At 66.0% G+C, this 17,127-nt stretch carries 19 protein-coding genes and 1 pseudogene; 10 read left to right on the top strand and 10 right to left on the bottom strand.

Annotated features, from left to right (window positions below; translation table 11 throughout):
• Positions 1 to 33 precede the first annotated feature (33 nt).
• Complete coding sequence (locus AAFN46_RS05595) at positions 34 to 378, top strand: 50S ribosome-binding protein YggL (RefSeq protein ID WP_347807705.1); 345 nt, start codon at positions 34 to 36, stop codon at positions 376 to 378.
• 52 nt (positions 379 to 430) lie between these two features.
• Here the strand turns inward: AAFN46_RS05595 and folE are convergent, their stop codons facing one another.
• From folE to AAFN46_RS05575, 4 genes are all read right to left on the bottom strand, one after another.
• Complete coding sequence (gene folE, locus AAFN46_RS05590; protein WP_347807704.1) at positions 431 to 976, bottom strand: GTP cyclohydrolase I FolE; 546 nt, start codon at positions 974 to 976, stop codon at positions 431 to 433.
• A 165-nt stretch (positions 977 to 1,141) separates the two neighbouring features.
• Positions 1,142 to 1,702, bottom strand: a complete 561-nt coding sequence (locus AAFN46_RS05585) for a Smr/MutS family protein (RefSeq protein ID WP_347807703.1) — start codon at positions 1,700 to 1,702, stop codon at positions 1,142 to 1,144.
• 34 nt (positions 1,703 to 1,736) lie between these two features.
• Positions 1,737 to 2,066 (bottom strand): hypothetical protein, encoded by a 330-nt coding sequence (locus AAFN46_RS05580; RefSeq protein ID WP_347807702.1) that lies wholly within the window; start codon positions 2,064 to 2,066, stop codon positions 1,737 to 1,739.
• Between the two features lie 58 nt (positions 2,067 to 2,124).
• Complete coding sequence (locus tag AAFN46_RS05575; protein WP_347807701.1) at positions 2,125 to 2,718, bottom strand: cysteine hydrolase family protein; 594 nt, start codon at positions 2,716 to 2,718, stop codon at positions 2,125 to 2,127.
• Between the two features lie 98 nt (positions 2,719 to 2,816).
• Here AAFN46_RS05575 and prmB point away from each other — a divergent pair, with 98 nt between their 5' ends.
• Positions 2,817 to 3,731 carry a 50S ribosomal protein L3 N(5)-glutamine methyltransferase gene (prmB, locus tag AAFN46_RS05570; protein WP_347807700.1) on the top strand — a complete coding sequence of 305 codons (915 nt, stop codon included), beginning with the start codon at positions 2,817 to 2,819 and terminating at the stop codon, positions 3,729 to 3,731.
• A 148-nt stretch (positions 3,732 to 3,879) separates the two neighbouring features.
• On the opposite strand, the pseudogene AAFN46_RS05565 reads toward prmB, so the two are convergent.
• A pseudogene (locus tag AAFN46_RS05565) lies at positions 3,880 to 4,652 on the bottom strand (hypothetical protein).
• 171 nt (positions 4,653 to 4,823) lie between these two features.
• Between AAFN46_RS05565 and aroC the strand changes: the two are divergent.
• The 4 genes from aroC (at position 4,824) to AAFN46_RS05545 (ending at position 8,088) form a co-directional block, all read left to right on the top strand.
• Complete coding sequence (gene aroC / locus AAFN46_RS05560; protein WP_347807699.1) at positions 4,824 to 5,915, top strand: chorismate synthase; 1,092 nt, start codon at positions 4,824 to 4,826, stop codon at positions 5,913 to 5,915.
• A gap of 73 nt (positions 5,916 to 5,988) precedes the next feature.
• A complete protein-coding gene (locus tag AAFN46_RS05555) occupies positions 5,989 to 7,137 on the top strand; it encodes an MFS transporter (protein ID WP_347807698.1) in 1,149 nt (382 codons plus the stop codon).
• Positions 7,138 to 7,151: 14 nt separating this feature from the next.
• Positions 7,152 to 7,682, top strand: coding sequence for an acireductone dioxygenase (locus AAFN46_RS05550; protein ID WP_347807697.1), 531 nt, complete (start codon positions 7,152 to 7,154; stop codon positions 7,680 to 7,682).
• Positions 7,645 to 8,088, top strand: coding sequence for a hypothetical protein (locus AAFN46_RS05545; protein WP_347807907.1), 444 nt, complete (start codon positions 7,645 to 7,647; stop codon positions 8,086 to 8,088). The genes AAFN46_RS05550 and AAFN46_RS05545 overlap by 38 nt, the downstream gene beginning before the upstream one ends.
• A 260-nt stretch (positions 8,089 to 8,348) precedes the next feature.
• Here AAFN46_RS05545 and AAFN46_RS05540 read toward each other — a convergent pair whose 3' ends face one another.
• The 4 genes from AAFN46_RS05540 to AAFN46_RS05525 form a co-directional block, all read right to left on the bottom strand.
• Positions 8,349 to 9,494: a catalase family protein gene (locus tag AAFN46_RS05540; RefSeq protein WP_347807696.1), complete on the bottom strand. Its 1,146-nt coding sequence runs from the start codon at positions 9,492 to 9,494 to the stop codon at positions 8,349 to 8,351.
• Positions 9,495 to 9,506: 12 nt separating this feature from the next.
• Complete coding sequence (locus AAFN46_RS05535; protein WP_347807695.1) at positions 9,507 to 11,387, bottom strand: di-heme-cytochrome C peroxidase; 1,881 nt, start codon at positions 11,385 to 11,387, stop codon at positions 9,507 to 9,509.
• A 128-nt stretch (positions 11,388 to 11,515) separates the two neighbouring features.
• The gene (locus AAFN46_RS05530) at positions 11,516 to 12,121 is read right to left on the bottom strand and encodes a hypothetical protein (RefSeq protein WP_347807694.1); all 606 of its coding nucleotides are present in this window, start codon (positions 12,119 to 12,121) and stop codon (positions 11,516 to 11,518) included.
• 16 nt (positions 12,122 to 12,137) lie between these two features.
• On the bottom strand, positions 12,138 to 13,769 hold the full coding sequence (locus AAFN46_RS05525; RefSeq protein ID WP_347807693.1) for a methyl-accepting chemotaxis protein: 1,632 nt from the start codon (positions 13,767 to 13,769) through the stop codon (positions 12,138 to 12,140).
• Positions 13,770 to 13,959: 190 nt separating this feature from the next.
• On the opposite strand from AAFN46_RS05525, the gene AAFN46_RS05520 reads away from it, so the two are divergent.
• On the top strand, positions 13,960 to 14,793 hold the full coding sequence (locus AAFN46_RS05520; RefSeq protein WP_347807692.1) for an undecaprenyl-diphosphate phosphatase: 834 nt from the start codon (positions 13,960 to 13,962) through the stop codon (positions 14,791 to 14,793).
• Here AAFN46_RS05520 and AAFN46_RS05515 read toward each other — a convergent pair.
• Positions 14,787 to 15,128 carry an MmcQ/YjbR family DNA-binding protein gene (locus tag AAFN46_RS05515; protein ID WP_347807691.1) on the bottom strand — a complete coding sequence of 114 codons (342 nt, stop codon included), beginning with the start codon at positions 15,126 to 15,128 and terminating at the stop codon, positions 14,787 to 14,789. The two genes, AAFN46_RS05520 and AAFN46_RS05515, sit on opposite strands and share 7 nt — an antisense overlap.
• A gap of 76 nt (positions 15,129 to 15,204) precedes the next feature.
• Between AAFN46_RS05515 and AAFN46_RS05510 the strand changes: the two genes are divergently transcribed.
• The 3 genes from AAFN46_RS05510 to AAFN46_RS05500 all read left to right on the top strand — a co-directional run bounded on the left by AAFN46_RS05510 (position 15,205) and on the right by AAFN46_RS05500 (position 17,100).
• The gene (locus tag AAFN46_RS05510; protein ID WP_347807690.1) at positions 15,205 to 15,711 is read left to right on the top strand and encodes a DUF1993 domain-containing protein; all 507 of its coding nucleotides are present in this window, start codon (positions 15,205 to 15,207) and stop codon (positions 15,709 to 15,711) included.
• 135 nt (positions 15,712 to 15,846) lie between these two features.
• Positions 15,847 to 16,689 (top strand): AraC family transcriptional regulator, encoded by an 843-nt coding sequence (locus AAFN46_RS05505; RefSeq protein WP_347807689.1) that lies wholly within the window; start codon positions 15,847 to 15,849, stop codon positions 16,687 to 16,689.
• 30 nt (positions 16,690 to 16,719) lie between these two features.
• A complete protein-coding gene (locus AAFN46_RS05500; RefSeq protein ID WP_347807688.1) occupies positions 16,720 to 17,100 on the top strand; it encodes a cupin domain-containing protein in 381 nt (126 codons plus the stop codon).
• Positions 17,101 to 17,127: the final 27 nt, after the last annotated feature.

The raw sequence follows: 17,127 nt of genomic DNA, 5'->3' as shown, positions 1-17,127 counted from the left end.
CCCGTTGCAATCAATGAGTACCTAGGAGTGTATATGGCCACCAACCGTTCCCGCCGCCTGCGCAAGAAACTGTGCGTCGACGAGTTCCAGGAGCTGGGCTGCGAACTGACCCTGAACCTGCGCGAGGGCCTGAGCGAGGCCGAGATCGACGATTTCGTCGATGCCTTCCTGGTCGAGGGCATCGACGGCAATGGCCTGGGTTATGTCGGCGGCGAGGACTATGGTTTCGTCTGCCTGGCCAAGCGTGGCTCGGTCAGCGAAGAGCAGCGCAGCCAGCTGGAAGCCTGGCTGAAAGGGCGCAAGGAGTTGAACGATTTCACCCTGAGCCCGCTGCTGGACGTCTGGTACCCGGAAAACCCGGTCAGCCCGAAGGCCTGAAGCCTGAAAACGAAAAAGCCCGGCCAGTGCCGGGCTTTTTTCTGCGCGCCGTTCAGCCGATCAGGCTGAGGAACTCGCTGCGGGTGGCGGCGTTCTCGCGGAATTCGCCGAGCATCACCGAAGTGACCATGGACGAGTTCTGCTTCTCCACCCCGCGCATCATCATGCACATGTGCTGCGCCTCGATCACCACGGCCACGCCCAGGGCACCGGTGACTTGCTGGATGGCCTCGGCGATCTGCCGGCTGAGGTTCTCCTGGATCTGCAGGCGACGGGCATACATGTCGACGATGCGCGCCACCTTGGACAGGCCGAGCACCTTGCCGCTGGGAATGTAGGCCACGTGCGCCTTGCCGATGAAGGGCAGCATGTGGTGTTCGCACAGCGAGTACAGCTCGATGTTCTTCACCAGCACCATCTCGCTGTTGTCGGAGCTGAACAGGGCGCCGTTGGTGACTTCCTCGAGGGTCTGCTGGTAGCCGCGGCAGAGGTACTGCATGGCCTTGGCGGCGCGTTTCGGGGTGTCGCGCAGGCCCTCGCGGGATACGTCCTCGCCAAGCTGGCCGAGAATCGCGGTGTATTGCTGTTCCAGGGACATGGGTCTTCCTGTGGGGTTGATGCTCAGGGCCGCAGGGTAGGGCGCGGACCGGTCGCTGGCAAGGGCGAAGTGCGCCGTCGACCTCCGCCATGACTGGCGGCCGGCTCCAGTGTAGGCGAGACCCCGCGCTGCGTGCTGTGGCTCGGCCGCGAGCAGCCCGCTCGTTCAGTACTCGTCGCGGCCTTCGAGCATGGTGCGCTTGAGCAGCACGTACACCGCGCCGCTGCCGCCATGCTTGGCGATGCAGGAGGTGAAGCCCAGCACCTGCGGGTGCTGGCGCAGCCAGGTGTTGACGTGGCTCTTGATCATCGGCCGCTTGCCGTCCATGCGCACGGCCTTGCCATGGGTCACGCGCACGCAGCGTACCTCCATGCGCGCGGCCTCGGCGAAGAAGTCCCAGAGGATTTCGCGGGCCTTCTCCACGTTCATGCCGTGCAGGTCCAGGCTACCTTCGAAGGGCACCTGACCGGCCTTGAGCTTGCGCATCTGGCCGTCCTGCACGCCGTCGCGAGCCCAGTAGAGTTCGTCCTCGGCGCCCACGTCGATGACGAACTGGTCGGAGAGGCCGTCCACTTTGACCTGGTCGGTCTTCACCGTTGCGGCCTGGCGCAGGGTATGGATGCGCTGGCGGTCGGCCTTGGGCTTGCCGGTATCGGCGCGATCGTGGCGGATCGGCTTGACCCCGCGTACGGCGGATTGGAACAGGGAAAAATCGTCGTCTTGCATCGTGACCTCCACGGTAGAGGCCAGTTTACCGGCTTCAGCCACGCTTTTTCAGCAGATGCGGCGACAGGCTCAGCTCGTCGCCATGGCGTCGGCGCAGGCGCCGGCGGCAGCGGCGCCAGACATTGATGCCGCCCCACAGCAGGAACAGGCCGCAGAGCAGCAGGGTGAGGGCGGCACCGACACTGTCGTTGAGCGGGCCGAGCGCCGGTGGCCGGCCGAGCAGGGTGGCGGCGCCAGCCATGCCGAGCAGCACGCCGAAGGCGGCGAACAACGCGGCCAGTGCGGCGAGAAAGCGCCAGCGCCACAGCCCCGGCCCCCGTGGGCGCAGGCGGCGGGCATCGAATCCTTGTTCGGGCAGCTTCATTCCGATCTTCCTCTTGGATTATCGGCGCTAAGACCGGCGCCTGCCGCCAGGGTTCCGGTCAGATCAGGGCGCGTGCCTGTGGCACCACCATGGCGTAGTTGTCGGCCAGGGCGGCCAGGGTCATGCGGTGCAGGTCGCGCGCCGGAATCAGGTCGTCCTGGTAGGGCAGGTCGCGGGTGGCGCAGGCGGCGTCGATCAGGGTGCAGCGGTAACCGTAATCCTTGGCGGCGCGCACCGTGGTGCTGACGCTGGAGTGGGTCATGAAACCGCAAATGATCAGGTCCAGATGGCCCCGTGCCTGCAGGCGCTCATGCAGGTCGGTGCCGGCGAAGGCATTGGGCAGGCGCTTCTCCACCAGCGGTTCGTCGGTCTGCGGCTCCAGCCCCTCGATGAAACGGCCGCGCGGGCCCTGGGGATCGAGCAGGCCGCCGGGAATGCCCAGGTGGCGCACATGCACGACGGGCGTGCCGAGGTTGCGCGCGGCATGCAGCAGCGTGGTGATTTCCGCTATGGCCGGTTCGATGTCGGGCAGGCGCAGGGCACCGCTGCGGTACTCCTCCTGGGCGTCGATGATCAGCAGGGTGGCCTTGCCCAAAGAGGCCGGGGAGTAACCGCGTCCGAGCAGCTGGAACAGGGTTTTCGGTTCGGACATGGATAGGCTCCTTGGCGGCGATGCGTCTATTCTGTGCTCCCCGCCGCGATCTGTGAACCTTTTGCTAGAATCGCGCATCGCTTTTCGAGGTCCCGACCGTGTCTTCATCCCGCCTGCGCACCGTGCGCGACCATATCCGCTGGGCCGTCAGCCGTTTCCACGAGGCCGGCCTGTTCTTCGGCCACGGCACCGACAATGCCTGGGACGACGCCCGCCAACTGGTGCTGGGCGCCCTGCACCTGCCGTTCGAGATCGCCGACGCTTACCTGGACTGCCGCCTGGAGGAGGACGAGCAGCGGCAGCTGCTGGAGCTGATCCGCCGCCGCGTCGAGGAGCGCGTGCCGACCGCCTACCTGATCGGCGAGGCCTGGTTCTGTGGCCTGCCGTTTCTGGTCGACGAGCGCGTACTGGTGCCGCGTTCGCCGATCGCCGAGCTGATCGCGCAACGTTTCGCGCCCTGGCTGCCGGCCGCACCCGCGCGCATCCTCGATCTGTGCACCGGCTCCGGCTGCATCGGCATCGCTTGCGCCTACGCCTTCCCCGAAGCCGAGGTGGTGCTGGGCGATCTGTCCTTCGAGGCGCTGGAAGTGGCCAACCAGAACATCGAGCGGCATGAGCTGGAGGAACGGGTCTACACGGTGCAGGGCGATGGTTTCGCCGGCCTGCCGGGGCAGCGCTTCGACCTGATCGTGTCCAATCCGCCCTATGTCGACGCCGAGGACTTCGCCGACATGCCGGCCGAGTACCACCACGAGCCGGAGTTGGGCCTGGCCTGCGGCGACGACGGCCTGGACCTGGTCCGGCGCATGCTGGCCGAGGCCGCCGACCACCTGAGCGAGAAGGGCCTGCTGATCGTCGAGGTGGGCAACAGCCAAGTGCATGTCGAGGCGCTGTACCCGGAGGTCGACTTCACCTGGCTGGAATTCGAGCAGGGCGGCCACGGCGTGTTCCTACTGGCCGCGGCGCAGTGTCGCGAGCATCAGCAGCTGTTCCGCTCGCGCCTGAGAGCTTGAAGCTGTAGCCCGGATGCAATCCGGGGACGGGGTCGCCTGCTTTCCCGGATTGCATCCGGGCTGCGGGCTGGTGTCGTAGGAGTACACCGAGGGTGGTGGGCTGCTCGCGGAGCGAGCGAGGCCACCCTACAGCCGTTAATCCCGCCGCTCAACGGGTAGCGATCCAGATCAGCAGCCCGGCCTGGAACAGCGCCAACGCCACCAGGCAGGCGATGGTGAAGCGCAGGCCGTTGTCGTCGCGCTTGTACTGGTCGATGCGCCGCTCCAGCTTGGTGATCCTGACCTCTTGCTCGTGCAGCTTCTGGTCGGCCTGCTGCAGCATGGCGGCGCAGTCGAGCAGGTCGATCGCCTGCACCTTGTCCTGGTTCCACTCGGGATTGAGCACGTTGACCCGGCTGGCGCCATAGCTGGCCTTGACCTGCGCCAGGTCCTGGTAGGCCACCTCGAAGCCCTGCATGCGCAGGAAATGGTCACGGCGCAGGCGGGCGTCCTCGCTGAGCACGTCCTTCACCGCCAGGGCGCCGCCCTCGACCGCGTAGTTACCCCAGCGCTGGCGCGCCCAGGCGATGCCCTGGGCCAGCAGGAAACGCCCCAGGCCACGGTTGACCGGCTCGATCTGCAGTCCCTGGTCCGCGCCGAAGCGTAGCTCGCGGCTGCGATGGTCGGCCCACACTTCGAGACGATTCTGCTCGCGGCGCAGGCGCTGGCCCGAAAGTTCCACGCTGAGCAGCAGCAGGCTCTGCTCGGTGCTGTGGCGTTCGGCGCGGCCGAGGCGGGCGAAACGTAGCGGACGCAGGCCGCTGCTGCGGTCGGCTGGCAGCGGTGCCAGGCGCAGCAGCTGGAAATGCTCGGCCTCCAACCCTTCCCAGGGGGGGGCTGTGGGGCCTGTTCTTCGGGTCGTTGGGCGTCGGTATCGCTCATTCGCGGCGTCCTTGGGCGTGCATACCGGCATTATCGGCAACTTTCCTCGCCACTGCAGGCTGGCCAACGGCCGCTTGCGCAGGGCTGCGTCCGTTTCGCAGGTGAACTGACCGGGCGCCGGGGGTATACTCGCCGACCTTCGTTCGAGGCAGAAAACGCGGAGCGCCCTGCATGTCCGGCAACACCTACGGCAAGCTGTTCACCGTCACCACCGCCGGCGAGAGCCATGGCCCGGCCCTGGTCGCCATAGTCGACGGTTGCCCGCCGGGCATCGAGCTGTCCCTGGAGGACCTGCAGCGCGACCTCGACCGTCGCAAGCCGGGCACCAGCCGCCACACCACCCAACGCCAGGAGGCCGACGAGGTCGAAATCCTCTCCGGGGTATTCGAGGGCAAGACCACCGGCTGTCCGATCGGCCTGCTGATCCGCAATACCGACCAGAAGTCCAAGGACTACTCGGCGATCAAGGACCTGTTCCGCCCGGCCCACGCCGACTACACCTACCACCACAAGTACGGCATCCGCGACTACCGTGGCGGCGGCCGCAGCTCGGCGCGCGAGACCGCCATGCGCGTGGCCGCCGGCGCCATCGCCAAGAAGGTGCTGGCCGCCCAGGGCATCGTCATCCGCGGCTATATGAGTCAGCTCGGTCCCATCGAGATTCCGTTCAAGACCTGGGACAGCGTCGAGCAGAACGCCTTCTTCAGCCCCGATCCCGACAAGGTGCCGGAGCTGGAGGCTTACATGGACCAGCTGCGCCGCGACCAGGATTCGGTGGGCGCCAAGATCACCGTGGTTGCCGAAGGTGTGATGCCGGGTCTGGGCGAGCCGATCTTCGACCGCCTGGATGCCGACCTGGCCCACGCGTTGATGAGCATCAACGCGGTCAAGGGCGTGGAGATCGGCGCCGGTTTCGCCAGCGTCGCCCAGCGCGGCACCGAGCACCGCGACGAGCTGACCCCGGAGGGCTTCCTCAGCAACAACGCAGGCGGCATCCTCGGCGGCATCTCCAGCGGCCAGCCGATCGTCGCCCATCTGGCGCTCAAGCCGACCTCCAGCATCACCACCCCGGGGCGCTCCATCGATGTCGCCGGTAATCCGGTGGAGGTCATCACCAAGGGTCGCCACGACCCCTGCGTCGGCATCCGCGCCACGCCCATCGCCGAGGCGATGATGGCCATAGTGCTGCTCGATCACCTGCTGCGCCACCGCGCGCAGAACGCCGATGTGCGCGTGGCAACGCCGGTGCTGGATCAGCTTTGAGCGACAGGCGACAAGCCACGAGCCGGAAGTGGGTATGCCGATGCTCGTGCTTGCCGCTTGAAGCTTGCCACTCATGACTGCATCTCTGCCGTACTGGCGGCTGTCCGCGTTCTATTTCTTCTACTTCGCCATGCTGGGCGCCACGGCGCCCTTCCTGCCGCTGTACTTCCAGCATCTGGGCTTCTCGCCGGCGCGCATCGGCGAGCTGGTGGCCATCCCCATGCTGATGCGCTGCCTGGCTCCCAACCTGTGGGGCTGGCTGGGCGATCGCAGCGGCCAGCGCCTGCGCATCGTGCGTTTCGGCGCGGTCTGCACCCTGGCCAGCTTCTGTCTGATCTTCGTCGACCAGAGCTACGCCTGGCTGGCTCTGGTGATGGCGCTGCATGCCTTCTTCTGGCACGCGGTGCTGCCGCAGTTCGAGGTGATCACCCTGGCCCATCTGCGGGAGCAGAGTGCGCGCTACTCGCAGCTGCGCCTGTGGGGCTCGATCGGTTTCATCGTCGCGGTGATCGGCCTGGGCGAGCTATTCCAGCGCCTCGGTCCCGGGCTGTTCCCGCTCGCCACGGCGCTGATCCTCGCCGGCATCCTCGCCGGCAGCCTGTGGGTGCCCAACGCGCTGCCGCAGGCGCGGGCCGGGCAGGGCGAGGAGGGCGGCTTCCTGGCTCAGCTGCGGCGGCCCGGCGTACCGGCCTTCTTCCTCTGCGTGTGCCTGATGCAGCTGTCGCATGGGCCTTACTACACCTTCCTCACCCTGCACCTGGAGGGCCTCGGTTACGCGCGCGGCTTCATCGGCCAGATGTGGGCGCTGGGCGTGGTGGCGGAGATCGTCCTGTTCCTGTTCATGGCCCGCGTGCTGGTGCGCTTCTCGCTGCGCCGGGTGCTGGCCGCCAGTTTCCTGCTGGCGGCGCTGCGTTGGTTGCTGCTGGGCAATCTGGCCGACAACCTGATGGTGCTGCTGTTCGCCCAGCTGTTGCACGCGGCCACCTTCGGCAGCTTCCATGCCGCCGCCATTCACTTCGTCCAGCGCAGCTTCGGCCCGGGCCAGCAGGGTCAGGGCCAGGCCCTGTACGCGGCCCTAGCCGGCACCGGAGGCGCCCTGGGCGCCCTGTATGCCGGCTATAGCTGGGCCGGTCTCGGTCCGGCCTGGACCTTCGCCATCGCCAGCTTGGTCGCCCTGCTGGCGGCCTTTATCATTGCCAGCCGCCTACCCGAAGAGCGGTAGCCCAGGAGAAGTCGATGAGCAGCCTGACCGTCTACCACCAGTCCAGCCCGCAAGTACCGGACAAGATGCTGACCCATGCGCAGGATATCGCCGCCACGCTGGCCGAGGTCGGCGCCGGGTTCGAGCGCTGGCCGGTCGATGCGTCGATCCAGCCGGGCCAGGACCGGAGCGAGGTGCTCGACGCCTTGCGCCCGCAGCTGGACGAGCTGATGAGCGGGCGTGGCTATAGCAGCGTCGAGCTGCTCAGCCAGAGCCGGGCGCGCTATCGGGACGAGCCGTCGACCGAAGGGCCCGAGGAGATGCGCAGCACCGCTGCGCAAGGGTATCTGCTGCTTGCCGGGCGTGGCTTGCTCAACCTGCATATCGGCGAGCGGGTATTTGCCGTGCTGTGCGAGAAGGGCGACCTGCTGTCGATCCCGGCCGGCACTCGCTATTGGTTCGATAGCGGCGAGTTTCCACATCTGCTCGCCCTGCAGATGGCCACGCGAGCGGCCGAGCCCACTGGCGATGAGATTGCCGGGCGCTTTCCGCGCCTGGATTGCTGAGTTCTGGGGCTACCGGCCTATGCCACCGAGCGCCGCTCGTTATCTGCTATGGCTCGACTGCGGAGCTGCAGCCTTGGCGGGCACTGCCGTCTTGCTGCTCGGCTCCTGGCTGAGCGAGCTCTATCGCGTGGCGCATGAGCTGCTGATGTTTGTCGGTGTAGTGAACCTGCTGTATGCCTGCTACTCCTTCTCGCTCGCCGTACGCGACAAGCGGCCGCGATCCCTGCTGTATGGGCTCGTCGGCGGCAACGCCCTGTGGGCGGTTATCTGCATGGCGATGGCTCTGCGGCTCTCGAACTCGGCATCGCTGTTCGCCCAAGCCTACCTCATGGGCGAGGCCTTGTTTGTTGGGGCCTTGGCTATGTGTGAGTGGCGCTGGCGTGAGCTGATACTCGTGCGTATCTGATCTCTGAAAGACCAGGCCGCCACTGTTCACTTGGCAACATCGCGCTCGGCCGACGGCACCGTGGCTGTTGTGCTCCCTCTCCCTCTGGGAGAGGGTCGGGGTGAGGGCCAGGCAATGAGTAGGCGATAGTCCCTCACCCCCAGCCCCTCTCCCGGCGGGAGAGGGGAGCGCGACATCGCTGCTGGCCAAGCCAGAAAAACGCCGCGACTCTGTAAAGAAATCGCGGCGTTATCTTAAGCGAACAGCAGGCGGCCTTTTCGTCAGTGCGCCTGCGGCGCGTCGTTGCGCTGGTGGCGGTAGACGCTGACGGCCTCGTACACCGCCTTGCGCAGGCGGTTGATGCCGCCGATCGGGCGGTGCTCGGGCAGGGCGTGCCAGGGGTTGAAGGACAGGTTGTCGCAGAACAGGTTCTGCTCGCGGCTATCGAAGTCCTGGGCCGGCACCTTGACGGTGGCCACGGTCACGAAGGGCGAGATGGCCTCGCTCCACTCCACGCTGGTGTCCTCGATGGGCATGTAGTGCTGCGGGTTCTGCCGCTGCACCTGCAGGGCGAAGCAGGCCGGCACCCGGTCCAGCGACAGCTGCTGGTAGAGGGCATTGCGCAGGAAGTTGGGCAGCTTGGTGTTCTGCTCCGGTAGCTGGTAGGGCGGGCAGCTCAGCGGGTCCGGCACCACCCGGTACTTGATGTTGTGCGGGCCGAGCTTGAACGGCGCGATGGAGTTGTAGGTGGCGGACACCGGGCTGTCCGGTGCCGGCGCCAGGGTCTTGAGGGCGATGAACAGGTGGCGGATCTCCCAGCTGCGCGGGTCCCAACTGGGGAAGAAGGCCAGCACCTTGTGGCCATCGGCCTGGGCGGCGAAGTTCTGCTTGTACTCGGCCACGTCGCGCACGAAGAACACCGAGTTGTTGAACATCACGAAGTCCTGGTCGCCGGCCGTGGCCTTGCTGCTGAGCAGCTTGTCGCCGGGCACGTCGAGCAGCTTGATGGCCATGCCGCGGGCGTCGCGGGCGCTGTCGAACTGCGGATAGGCGTTGCCGTTGGACAGGCGCATCCAGGCCTGCCAGCTCTTGCCCGGCTCGGCCAGCACGCCGTGGCGCAGTTCCGGGCTCAGATCAGGCAGCACCGTCATCTCCGCCTTCACGCAGCCATGGGCCTTGGCGTGGGCATCGCGCAGCACGCGGGTATTGTCGCGATGCTGTTCGACGATGCGGATGGCGTCCTCGATGATGGTCTGGGTCAGGGCCGCCTCGTCGGCGGGAATCTGCTCCTCGGCGGAGACCGGGCCGGAGAATTTCCAGGCGTAGTAGGCCTCGCCCGTGCCCCAGCCAACCAGGCCGACGAGCAGCAGAATCAGCAGCAGTTTGCCGAGCAGGCGGCCCAGCCAGAGCCAGAAGCGTTTGAGCATGGGGACTGTTCCTTAGTAGTTGTTCTGGCAGCTGGGGCCCGGGGTCCAGGGCCGGCTCTTGGTAGGCTTGAGCTGTTTCTCGAGGCGCTCGTCGCCCATGACCTTGAGATACTCGATCAGCGCGTAGCGCTCCTGGGGTTCCAGGTAGCGGCCGATCACCCCCTCGCTGCGACAGCCATCGCGGAACTCGTGGCCACGGTTGCCGTTGCCGGTGATCGAGGTGTCGTAGAGGAAGCCGCCCTCGAACTCCTCGGTGAGGAAGCCGGCGCGCTTGGGGTCGTACTCGAAGTTGCCGACCCAGAAGCGGGTGTCACGCTCGACCACCGGTGAGAGCAGCTGGAACAGGTTGGGCACCGAGCCGTTGTGCAGGAAGGGCGGGGTGGCCCAGATGCCGTGCAGCGGGCGGGCCTTGTAGCCACGCTTCTCCTGCACGCCGATGGCCAGGCCGTAGCCATCCATGCGCCAGCGCTCGCGCGGCTGGATGCCGGCGTCGCGGTAGGCGCGATCCTCCACGTAGGCAGTGACATAGGCCAGGCCCTTGGCGCTGGAGATGCTGGCGAAATCCACCTCGTCCAGGCTGGCGCCGAACAGCTTGACGTCCAGCTTGGCCAGTTCGTCCTTGTTCCAGGCCAGCTTGCGGATGTCGAAGCGGTGGTCGGCGATATTGTCGGCGGCGGTCGGGTCGGTGCCGATGATGCGGGTCGGCACGATGCGCAGGTGCCATTCGGGATCGCGCGCCGGTGCCAGGCGCTGATCACGCGGCACCGGGTCCGGGGCGTGGCAATAGGCGCAGTTCTCGGCGAACAGGGCGCGGCCCTGGCTGGCCAGCTCGATATCGACCTTGCCGAGAATATCTTCGGGCCAGGTAGGCGGCTTGAGCTGCTTGAGCGTCTCTTCCAGGGTGTAGAGATCGCGCAGGCGCACGCTGGAGGGGTAGCGCTGCTCGTGCATCAGCGGTTGGCCGCTCTCGTCGAACAGGTGCAGGGTGGCGCCGACACCCAGCGCCTCGCCGATATTGCGTGCCATCGGCTGCATGGCCGAACCGTTCCACTGCACCCAGTCGAACTTCCAGATGTCCCACACCTGTGGGTAGCTGACCGGCGCGTTGGCCACCCGGTAGTTGCTTGGGTCGATGGCGTCGCCGAACACGCTGTTGGCGATGCGGCCGAAGGCGTCGGTACGGCCGAAACCCTCCTCGGTGGGATAGAGGCCGCGGTGCCAGTCGTTCATCGCGGTGCCCAGCAGGCGGTCGAGCACCGCCTTGAAGTCTGCGCGCAGCTGGCTCTTGCCGCTGTCGTAGTCCTCGCCCAGCACCTCGTGGGCGAAGCGGTTAAACTTGAGCGGGTTGTAGTAGGTGAACAGCATGCTCATGCCCAGCGCCTGGCCGAAGCCGCCGCCGCGCAGGGTCGGCACGGTGGAGGCTAGCGAGTGCAGGGCGGCGCCGCCGTCGATGCGCACGGCCTGGCCCTTGTAGCGCAGCTCGCCGCTGTGGCAGGCCGCGCAGCTGATATCCAGGTACTGCACGCCGCTCTCGCCGTCCTGGTGGCGGGCGAAACCCACCGGCAGGTTGCCCGGGTTGAGTTCGCTGGCCTGCTGCTGGGGATCGGTGAGGAAGCCGAAACGCGCCAGATGGTCAGGCTCGGCGAACTTGGCGCGGGAGAAGGGCATCTCCAATGCGGTGAACCAGGCGTAGTGCAGGCCTTTCACCGTGGTGCCCTGGGGCGTGTAGTAGTAGGTCTGGCGCGCCTCATCGCTCCACTGGTCGAGGTAGTGGACCCGCTGCGGCTGGTCGAACTGCGGTAGATTGGGATTGGCGATGTAGTAGAGGACGACCGCCAGGGCACCGAGGGCGAGCAACAGGATCAGGAGCAGGGCACGGCGCAGGATTCGCATGACTTCAACATCCGTGTGGCGATTTTGTTATGGGGTACGTTTATGCCAATCCATCGGGGTATTGGCAAGTGGCCATAACACTTCGAGTGAGCCGTTGCGCCGAGCATGGCGCTGCGCGCTGAGTGGCGTCAGCAGCCCAGGCTGTCCGCCTCGCGATAGAGCTGCAGCATCTTGCGGGTGATGGTGTGCTGGATGTCTTCGCGCTCGAAGGACGACAGGCGAGTGAGGCGCTGTACCTGCAGGCGGTGCAGGTGGATGTAGGGCATCTTCTGGTCGAACTCGCGCAGGTCGCCTTTCATCAGGATCGGCAGGAATATATCGCCGATCTTCTTCTGGGTGCTGATGATCTGCGCCAGTGCCGGTTTGAACGACATGGTCTTGGGCGCCGGCCCGCCTTCTCGCATTTGCGTGGTGAGCAACAGCCCCGGCTTGCCCAGCACCACGCCGGGCAGCACGCATAGGCCGGTCTTGCGCACCGCCACCGACTCTATGCCGTGCAGGGTGTCGTGGAAGGCGTAAGGGTTGGGCAGTACCACCATCTTGCGCCCATAGTCGGTGGGGAAGTGCAGGTCGTAGTTGGTGTACAGCTGGCTGGTCGACTCCGAGTACACGCACAGGCGGTTCTCGAACAGCTTGATGAAGCGCTCTGCCAGTTCGCGCCGGGCGATGCTGTCCAGGTCCCAGATCAGGTCCTGGTTCTGCTGCTGTCCGAGGTTGACCTCTTGGTGCTCCATGCCGCTCATCTACACCTCACACGCGAAATTGCCCGAGTAGGCTGTTCAACTGGCCGGCCAACTGACCGAGGTGGCGGCTGGCCTCGCTGGACTGGTCCGCCGCCAGGGCGCTCTCGTGCGCCAGGCTGGCCGCCTGGGTGACATTGTGGTTGATATCGTCCACCACATGCGACTGTTCCAGCGTGGCACTGGCGATCGAAGCATTCAAGCCCGTCAGGTTCTTCAGCGACGCGGCGATCTGGCCGAGGCTCTCGCCGGCCTGGCGAGCCTGCTCGACGGTCAGCTGCGAGGCCTGGCTGCTGGCGTTGATGACTTTCACCGCGGCCGCCGAATTGCCCTGCAGGCGCTCGATCATACTCTGGATCTCGGCGGTGGACTGTTGCGTGCGCTGGGCCAGCATGCGCACCTCGTCGGCCACCACGGCGAAGCCGCGACCCTGCTCGCCGGCGCGCGCCGCCTCGATGGCGGCATTGAGCGCCAGCAGGTTGGTCTGTTCGGCGATCGAACGGATCACCTCCAGAACGCCGCCGATCTGGGTGCTTTCCTGGGCCAGGCTCTCGATCACCTGCACGGCCTGCTCGATGGTCGAGGAGAGCCGATCGATCTGGCGCAGGCTGCTGTCGATGTTCTGCTGCCCCTGCAGGGCCTGCTGTTCGGCCTGGCGCACCTCGCTGGCGGCGTGCTCGGCGTTCTTCGCCACGTCCTGCACGGCATAGGACACCTCGTTGATGGCGGTGGCCACCAGTTCCATCTGCTGCGACTGTTGCTGGCTGTGCTGCTGGGCATTGCCGGCGATATCTCCGAGCGATTGCGAGGCCTGGTTGAGGGTGCCGGCCGCCCGCAGCGACTGGCCGATCACGCCGCGCAGCTTGCCGGTGAAGGCGTTGAAGTGACCGCCGAGGGCCGTCAGCTCGTCGCGGCCATGGTTGTCCAGGCTGCGGGTCAGGTCGGCTTCGCCGCTGGCGATATTGGCCATGGCGCTGACCGCCGCGTGCAGCGGGTGGGCGATGCTGCGGGCGATCAGGATGACCAAGCCGGCCAGCAGCAGGGCGATCACCAGCAGTATGCCCAGGGCGCGCAGGGCCTGGCCGCGAAACTCGCTCTGCACGTCGTCGACGTAGATGCCGGAGCCGAGTATCCAGCCCCAGGGCTGGAACAGCTCGACATAGGAAATCTTCGGTACCGGCTCGTCCGATCCGGGCTTGGGCCAGCGGTAGTCGACCTGGCCGGAGCCCTGTTTCTTGACGATTGCGACCATCTCATTGAACAAAAACTTGCCGTCGGGGTCTTTGTTGCCGGAGAGATTCTGCCCTTCCAGCTTGGCATTGGTCGGGTGCATGACCATTGTCGGCGTCATGTCGTTGATCCAGAAGTAGTCGTCCTGGTCGTAGCGCAATCCGCGGATCAGCTCTTTTGCCTGTCGTTGTGCCTCCTCGCGAGCGAGGCCGGCGCCCTCCAGGGTGTGGAAGTGCCTGATGATGCCCATGGCGCTTTCCACCACATGGCGGGTCTTGAGCGCCTTGGCCTGGTAGAGGTCGGCGTGGGTCTGCTGCAGCAACAGCCCGGCCAGGGCCAGGAGCATGAGGATGGACGACAGCAGGATCAGCCACAGGCGACGGCTGATGGGCAGATTGCGCAGGCTGTGCATGCGGGTGGGCTCCCTTGTTCTTGTTTTGTGGCGGGCAGGCTATCGCTCAGTCTAGAGGCTGTGCCATTAGCCGTAGGTCAAGGCGGCGCCGCCTGGGCCCATCTGGTAGCATGCCCGCCGTTTTCCGCCTGTTCGATCGGGCTCAACCTGTTATCGGCCGCCTTCCAGCGGGGGCCAGCCAGAGGTATGCATGGATTTGTGGACGGCCCTGCAGGCAATGATTCTGGGCGTAATCGAGGGACTGACCGAGTTCCTGCCGATCTCCAGTACCGGGCACCAGATAGTCGCCGCCGATCTGCTCGGCTTCTCCGGCGAGCGGGCCATGGCCTTCAACATCATCATCCAGCTCGGCGCCATCCTGGCGGTGATGTGGGAATACCGACACAAGATCATCGACACCCTGTGCCAGGTACCGCATCAGCGCCAGGCCCAGCGCTTCACCGCCAATCTGCTGATCGCCTTCCTGCCGGCGGTGGTCATCGGCGTGATGTTCTCCGACTGGATCCACGAATACCTGTTCAACCCCATCACCGTGGCTGCGGCCCTGGTGGTGGGTGGGCTGGTGATGCTCTGGGCCGAGCGGCGCCAGCATGAGATCAGAGTCGAGGAGGTGGACGACATGAGCTGGAAGGAGGCGCTGAAGATCGGCTGCGCCCAGTGCCTGGCCATGATTCCCGGCACCTCGCGTTCGGCCTCCACCATCATCGGCGGCCTGCTGTTCGGCCTGTCGCGGCGCGCCGCCACCGAGTTTTCCTTCTTCCTGGCGATGCCGACCATGGTCGGCGCCGCGGCTTACTCCGGCTATCAGTACCGCGAGCTGTTCCAGCCCGGCGATCTGCCGGTGTTCGCCCTGGGTTTCGTGGTGTCCTTCATTTTCGCCATGATCGCGGTGCGCGGCCTGCTCAAGTTCATCGCCAACCACAGCTACGCGCTGTTCGCCTGGTATCGCATCGGCTTCGGCCTGCTGATCCTGGCCACCTGGCAGCTGCAGCTGATCGACTGGAGCAGCGCCCGGCCTCACTGATCCAGCAGCAGGCCGGCCTGACGGATTTTCGGCAGTTTGCGCACCACCAGTTGGTGGGCGCGGGTCAGCAGCTCGCGCAGCTCGGCGTCGCCCAGCGGGAAGGGCGCGTCCATGCTCACCCAGTGGGCGCGCGCCAGATAGGGTGCGGGGCGGATGCCCGGGCGGTCGACCATGCCGAGGAACAGCTCCGGCGCCACCTTGAAGGCCAGGCCCTCGCTGAGCAGGGCGAACATCTTGTTGCCGGCCACCGAGAACACCCGCACGCCACCCCACTTGTAGTCCTCGCGGGCGCCGGGCAGGTCTAGACAGAAGCGGGCGACCTGTTCCTCAGTCATGACTCGTTCACCTCCATATGCGTGCAAGCGGCTAACCTAGCAGAGTTTCACTCACATCCTGCAAGGAGCATGCGTCATGACACTCTCTCTGTATCAAGCCTCGGTTCCGGTATTCAGCCGCATGTTCGGCAATCTCGCGGCCATCCTCGACAAGGCCGAGGCTCATGCCCAGGCCAGGGGCATAGAGCCCGCCGTTCTGCTCAATGCCCGCCTGGCAGCGGACATGCATCCGCTGACCCGCCAGGTGCAGATCGCCAGCGATCTGATCAAGGGCTGCGCCGCGCGCCTGGCCGGCGTCGAGCCGCCGAGCTTCGCCGATACCGAGAGCAGCTTCGCCGAGCTCAAGGCGCGCATCGCCAAGACCCTCGACTTCATCGGCAGCGTCGACCCCAAGCTGATCGATGCCGGCGGCGAGCGCGAGATCGTGCTGAAGTTTCCCAACAGCGAGTTCAAGTTCGACGGCGCCAACTACCTGCTGTACTTCGTTCAGCCCAACTTCTATTTCCACATCACCACGGCGTACGCCATCCTGCGCCACAACGGCCTGGATATCGGCAAGATGGACTATATGGGCCGCTCCTGACACGCGCTCGCCAGTCATGGAGCCCCGCATCTGCGGGGCTCTTGCGTTGAGCCATCCGCGACAACCGACCGAGACACCCGGAGCAAAGCACTTTAATGTTGCTCGTGCGCTCGATTCGGCTGAGGAGGCCAAGGCATGGGCAAGCGAGATTGGGTGGTACACAGCCCCTCGCCGGGCAAGGTGGAGCGGATCGAGGCCTATTTCAGCGGGCACGGCTACGAGCCCCACCGGCATGACACCTACGCCATCGGTCGCACGTTGTCCGGGGTGCAGAGCTTTCGCTATCGCGGTGCCATGCGTCACAGCCTTCCCGGTGGTGCGCTGGTACTCCACCCGGACGAACTGCACGACGGGCAGGCCGGCACCGAAGAAGGCTTCCGCTACCGCATGCTCTACATCGATCCGGTGCTGATCCAGCAGGCGTTGGGTGGCAAGCCGCTGCCGTTCATCGCGGGCGGTCTGTCCGAGGACGCGCGCCTGCTCCGGGCGACCGAGTCCTTCATGCGGGCGATGGAGTGTTCTCTCGAATCGCTGGAAGAGGAAGACGCCATCCATGATCTGGCCCAGGCCCTAGCGACGGTGGCCGGGCAGCCTCGGGGCCGGCGCGCCTTCGACTATCCGGCTGCCGAACGGGCCCGGGCCTACATTCATGACATGCGCGGCGCGAGCATCACGATGGAGGAGCTGGAGCGGGTCAGTGGTCGGGAACGTTGCAGCCTGTCGCGGGACTTCCGCGCACTCTTCGGTACCAGTCCCTACCGCTATGTGACGATGCGCCGCCTGGATATCTGTCGTGAGCTGCTGCGCGCCGGCAGCAGCCTGGCCGATGCAGCCCTGGCGGCTGGCTTCTACGACCAGAGCCATATGACGCGCCACTTCGCGCGTGGCTTTGGCCTGTCTCCCGCGCGCTGGCTGGGACTGCTGCAGCCGCCCCTAGATTGCAGGATCGTACAAGAGGCGCGCCGCACCGATCGCTAGGCTGGTGGAAAGGTCAACGAGGAGCCCGCCATGTCCTGCCAGCACACCAGCCCGCAGCCGATCAACCTGCGCCAGAAATTCGCCCTGCTCACCGAGCGCTGGTCGCCTCGGGTGGTGGCCGAAATGAACGACTACCAGTTCAAGGTGGTTCGCCTGCAGGGAGACTTCGTCTGGCATTCCCACGCGGAAACGGACGAGGCCTTCCTGGTCCTGGAGGGCCAGCTGCATATTGACTTCAGGGATAGGCTAGTCACGCTCAACGCGGGCGAGCTGTTCGTCGTGCCGAGAGGTGTCGAGCACAAACCCTATGCCGAGCAGGAAGTGCTGCTGATGCTGATCGAGCCGCGCGGCGTGGCCAACACCGGCGATGCCGGCGGCGAGTACACCGCGCCGAACGATGTCTGGATATAGCCACAAATGACAGAGCCCCACACGGGC

The organism is Pseudomonas sp. CAU 1711 (assembly GCF_039888625.1).
In the GTDB taxonomy this organism is placed as follows: domain Bacteria; phylum Pseudomonadota; class Gammaproteobacteria; order Pseudomonadales; family Pseudomonadaceae; genus Aquipseudomonas.
This window is presented reverse-complemented; position numbering and strand designations above follow the sequence as displayed.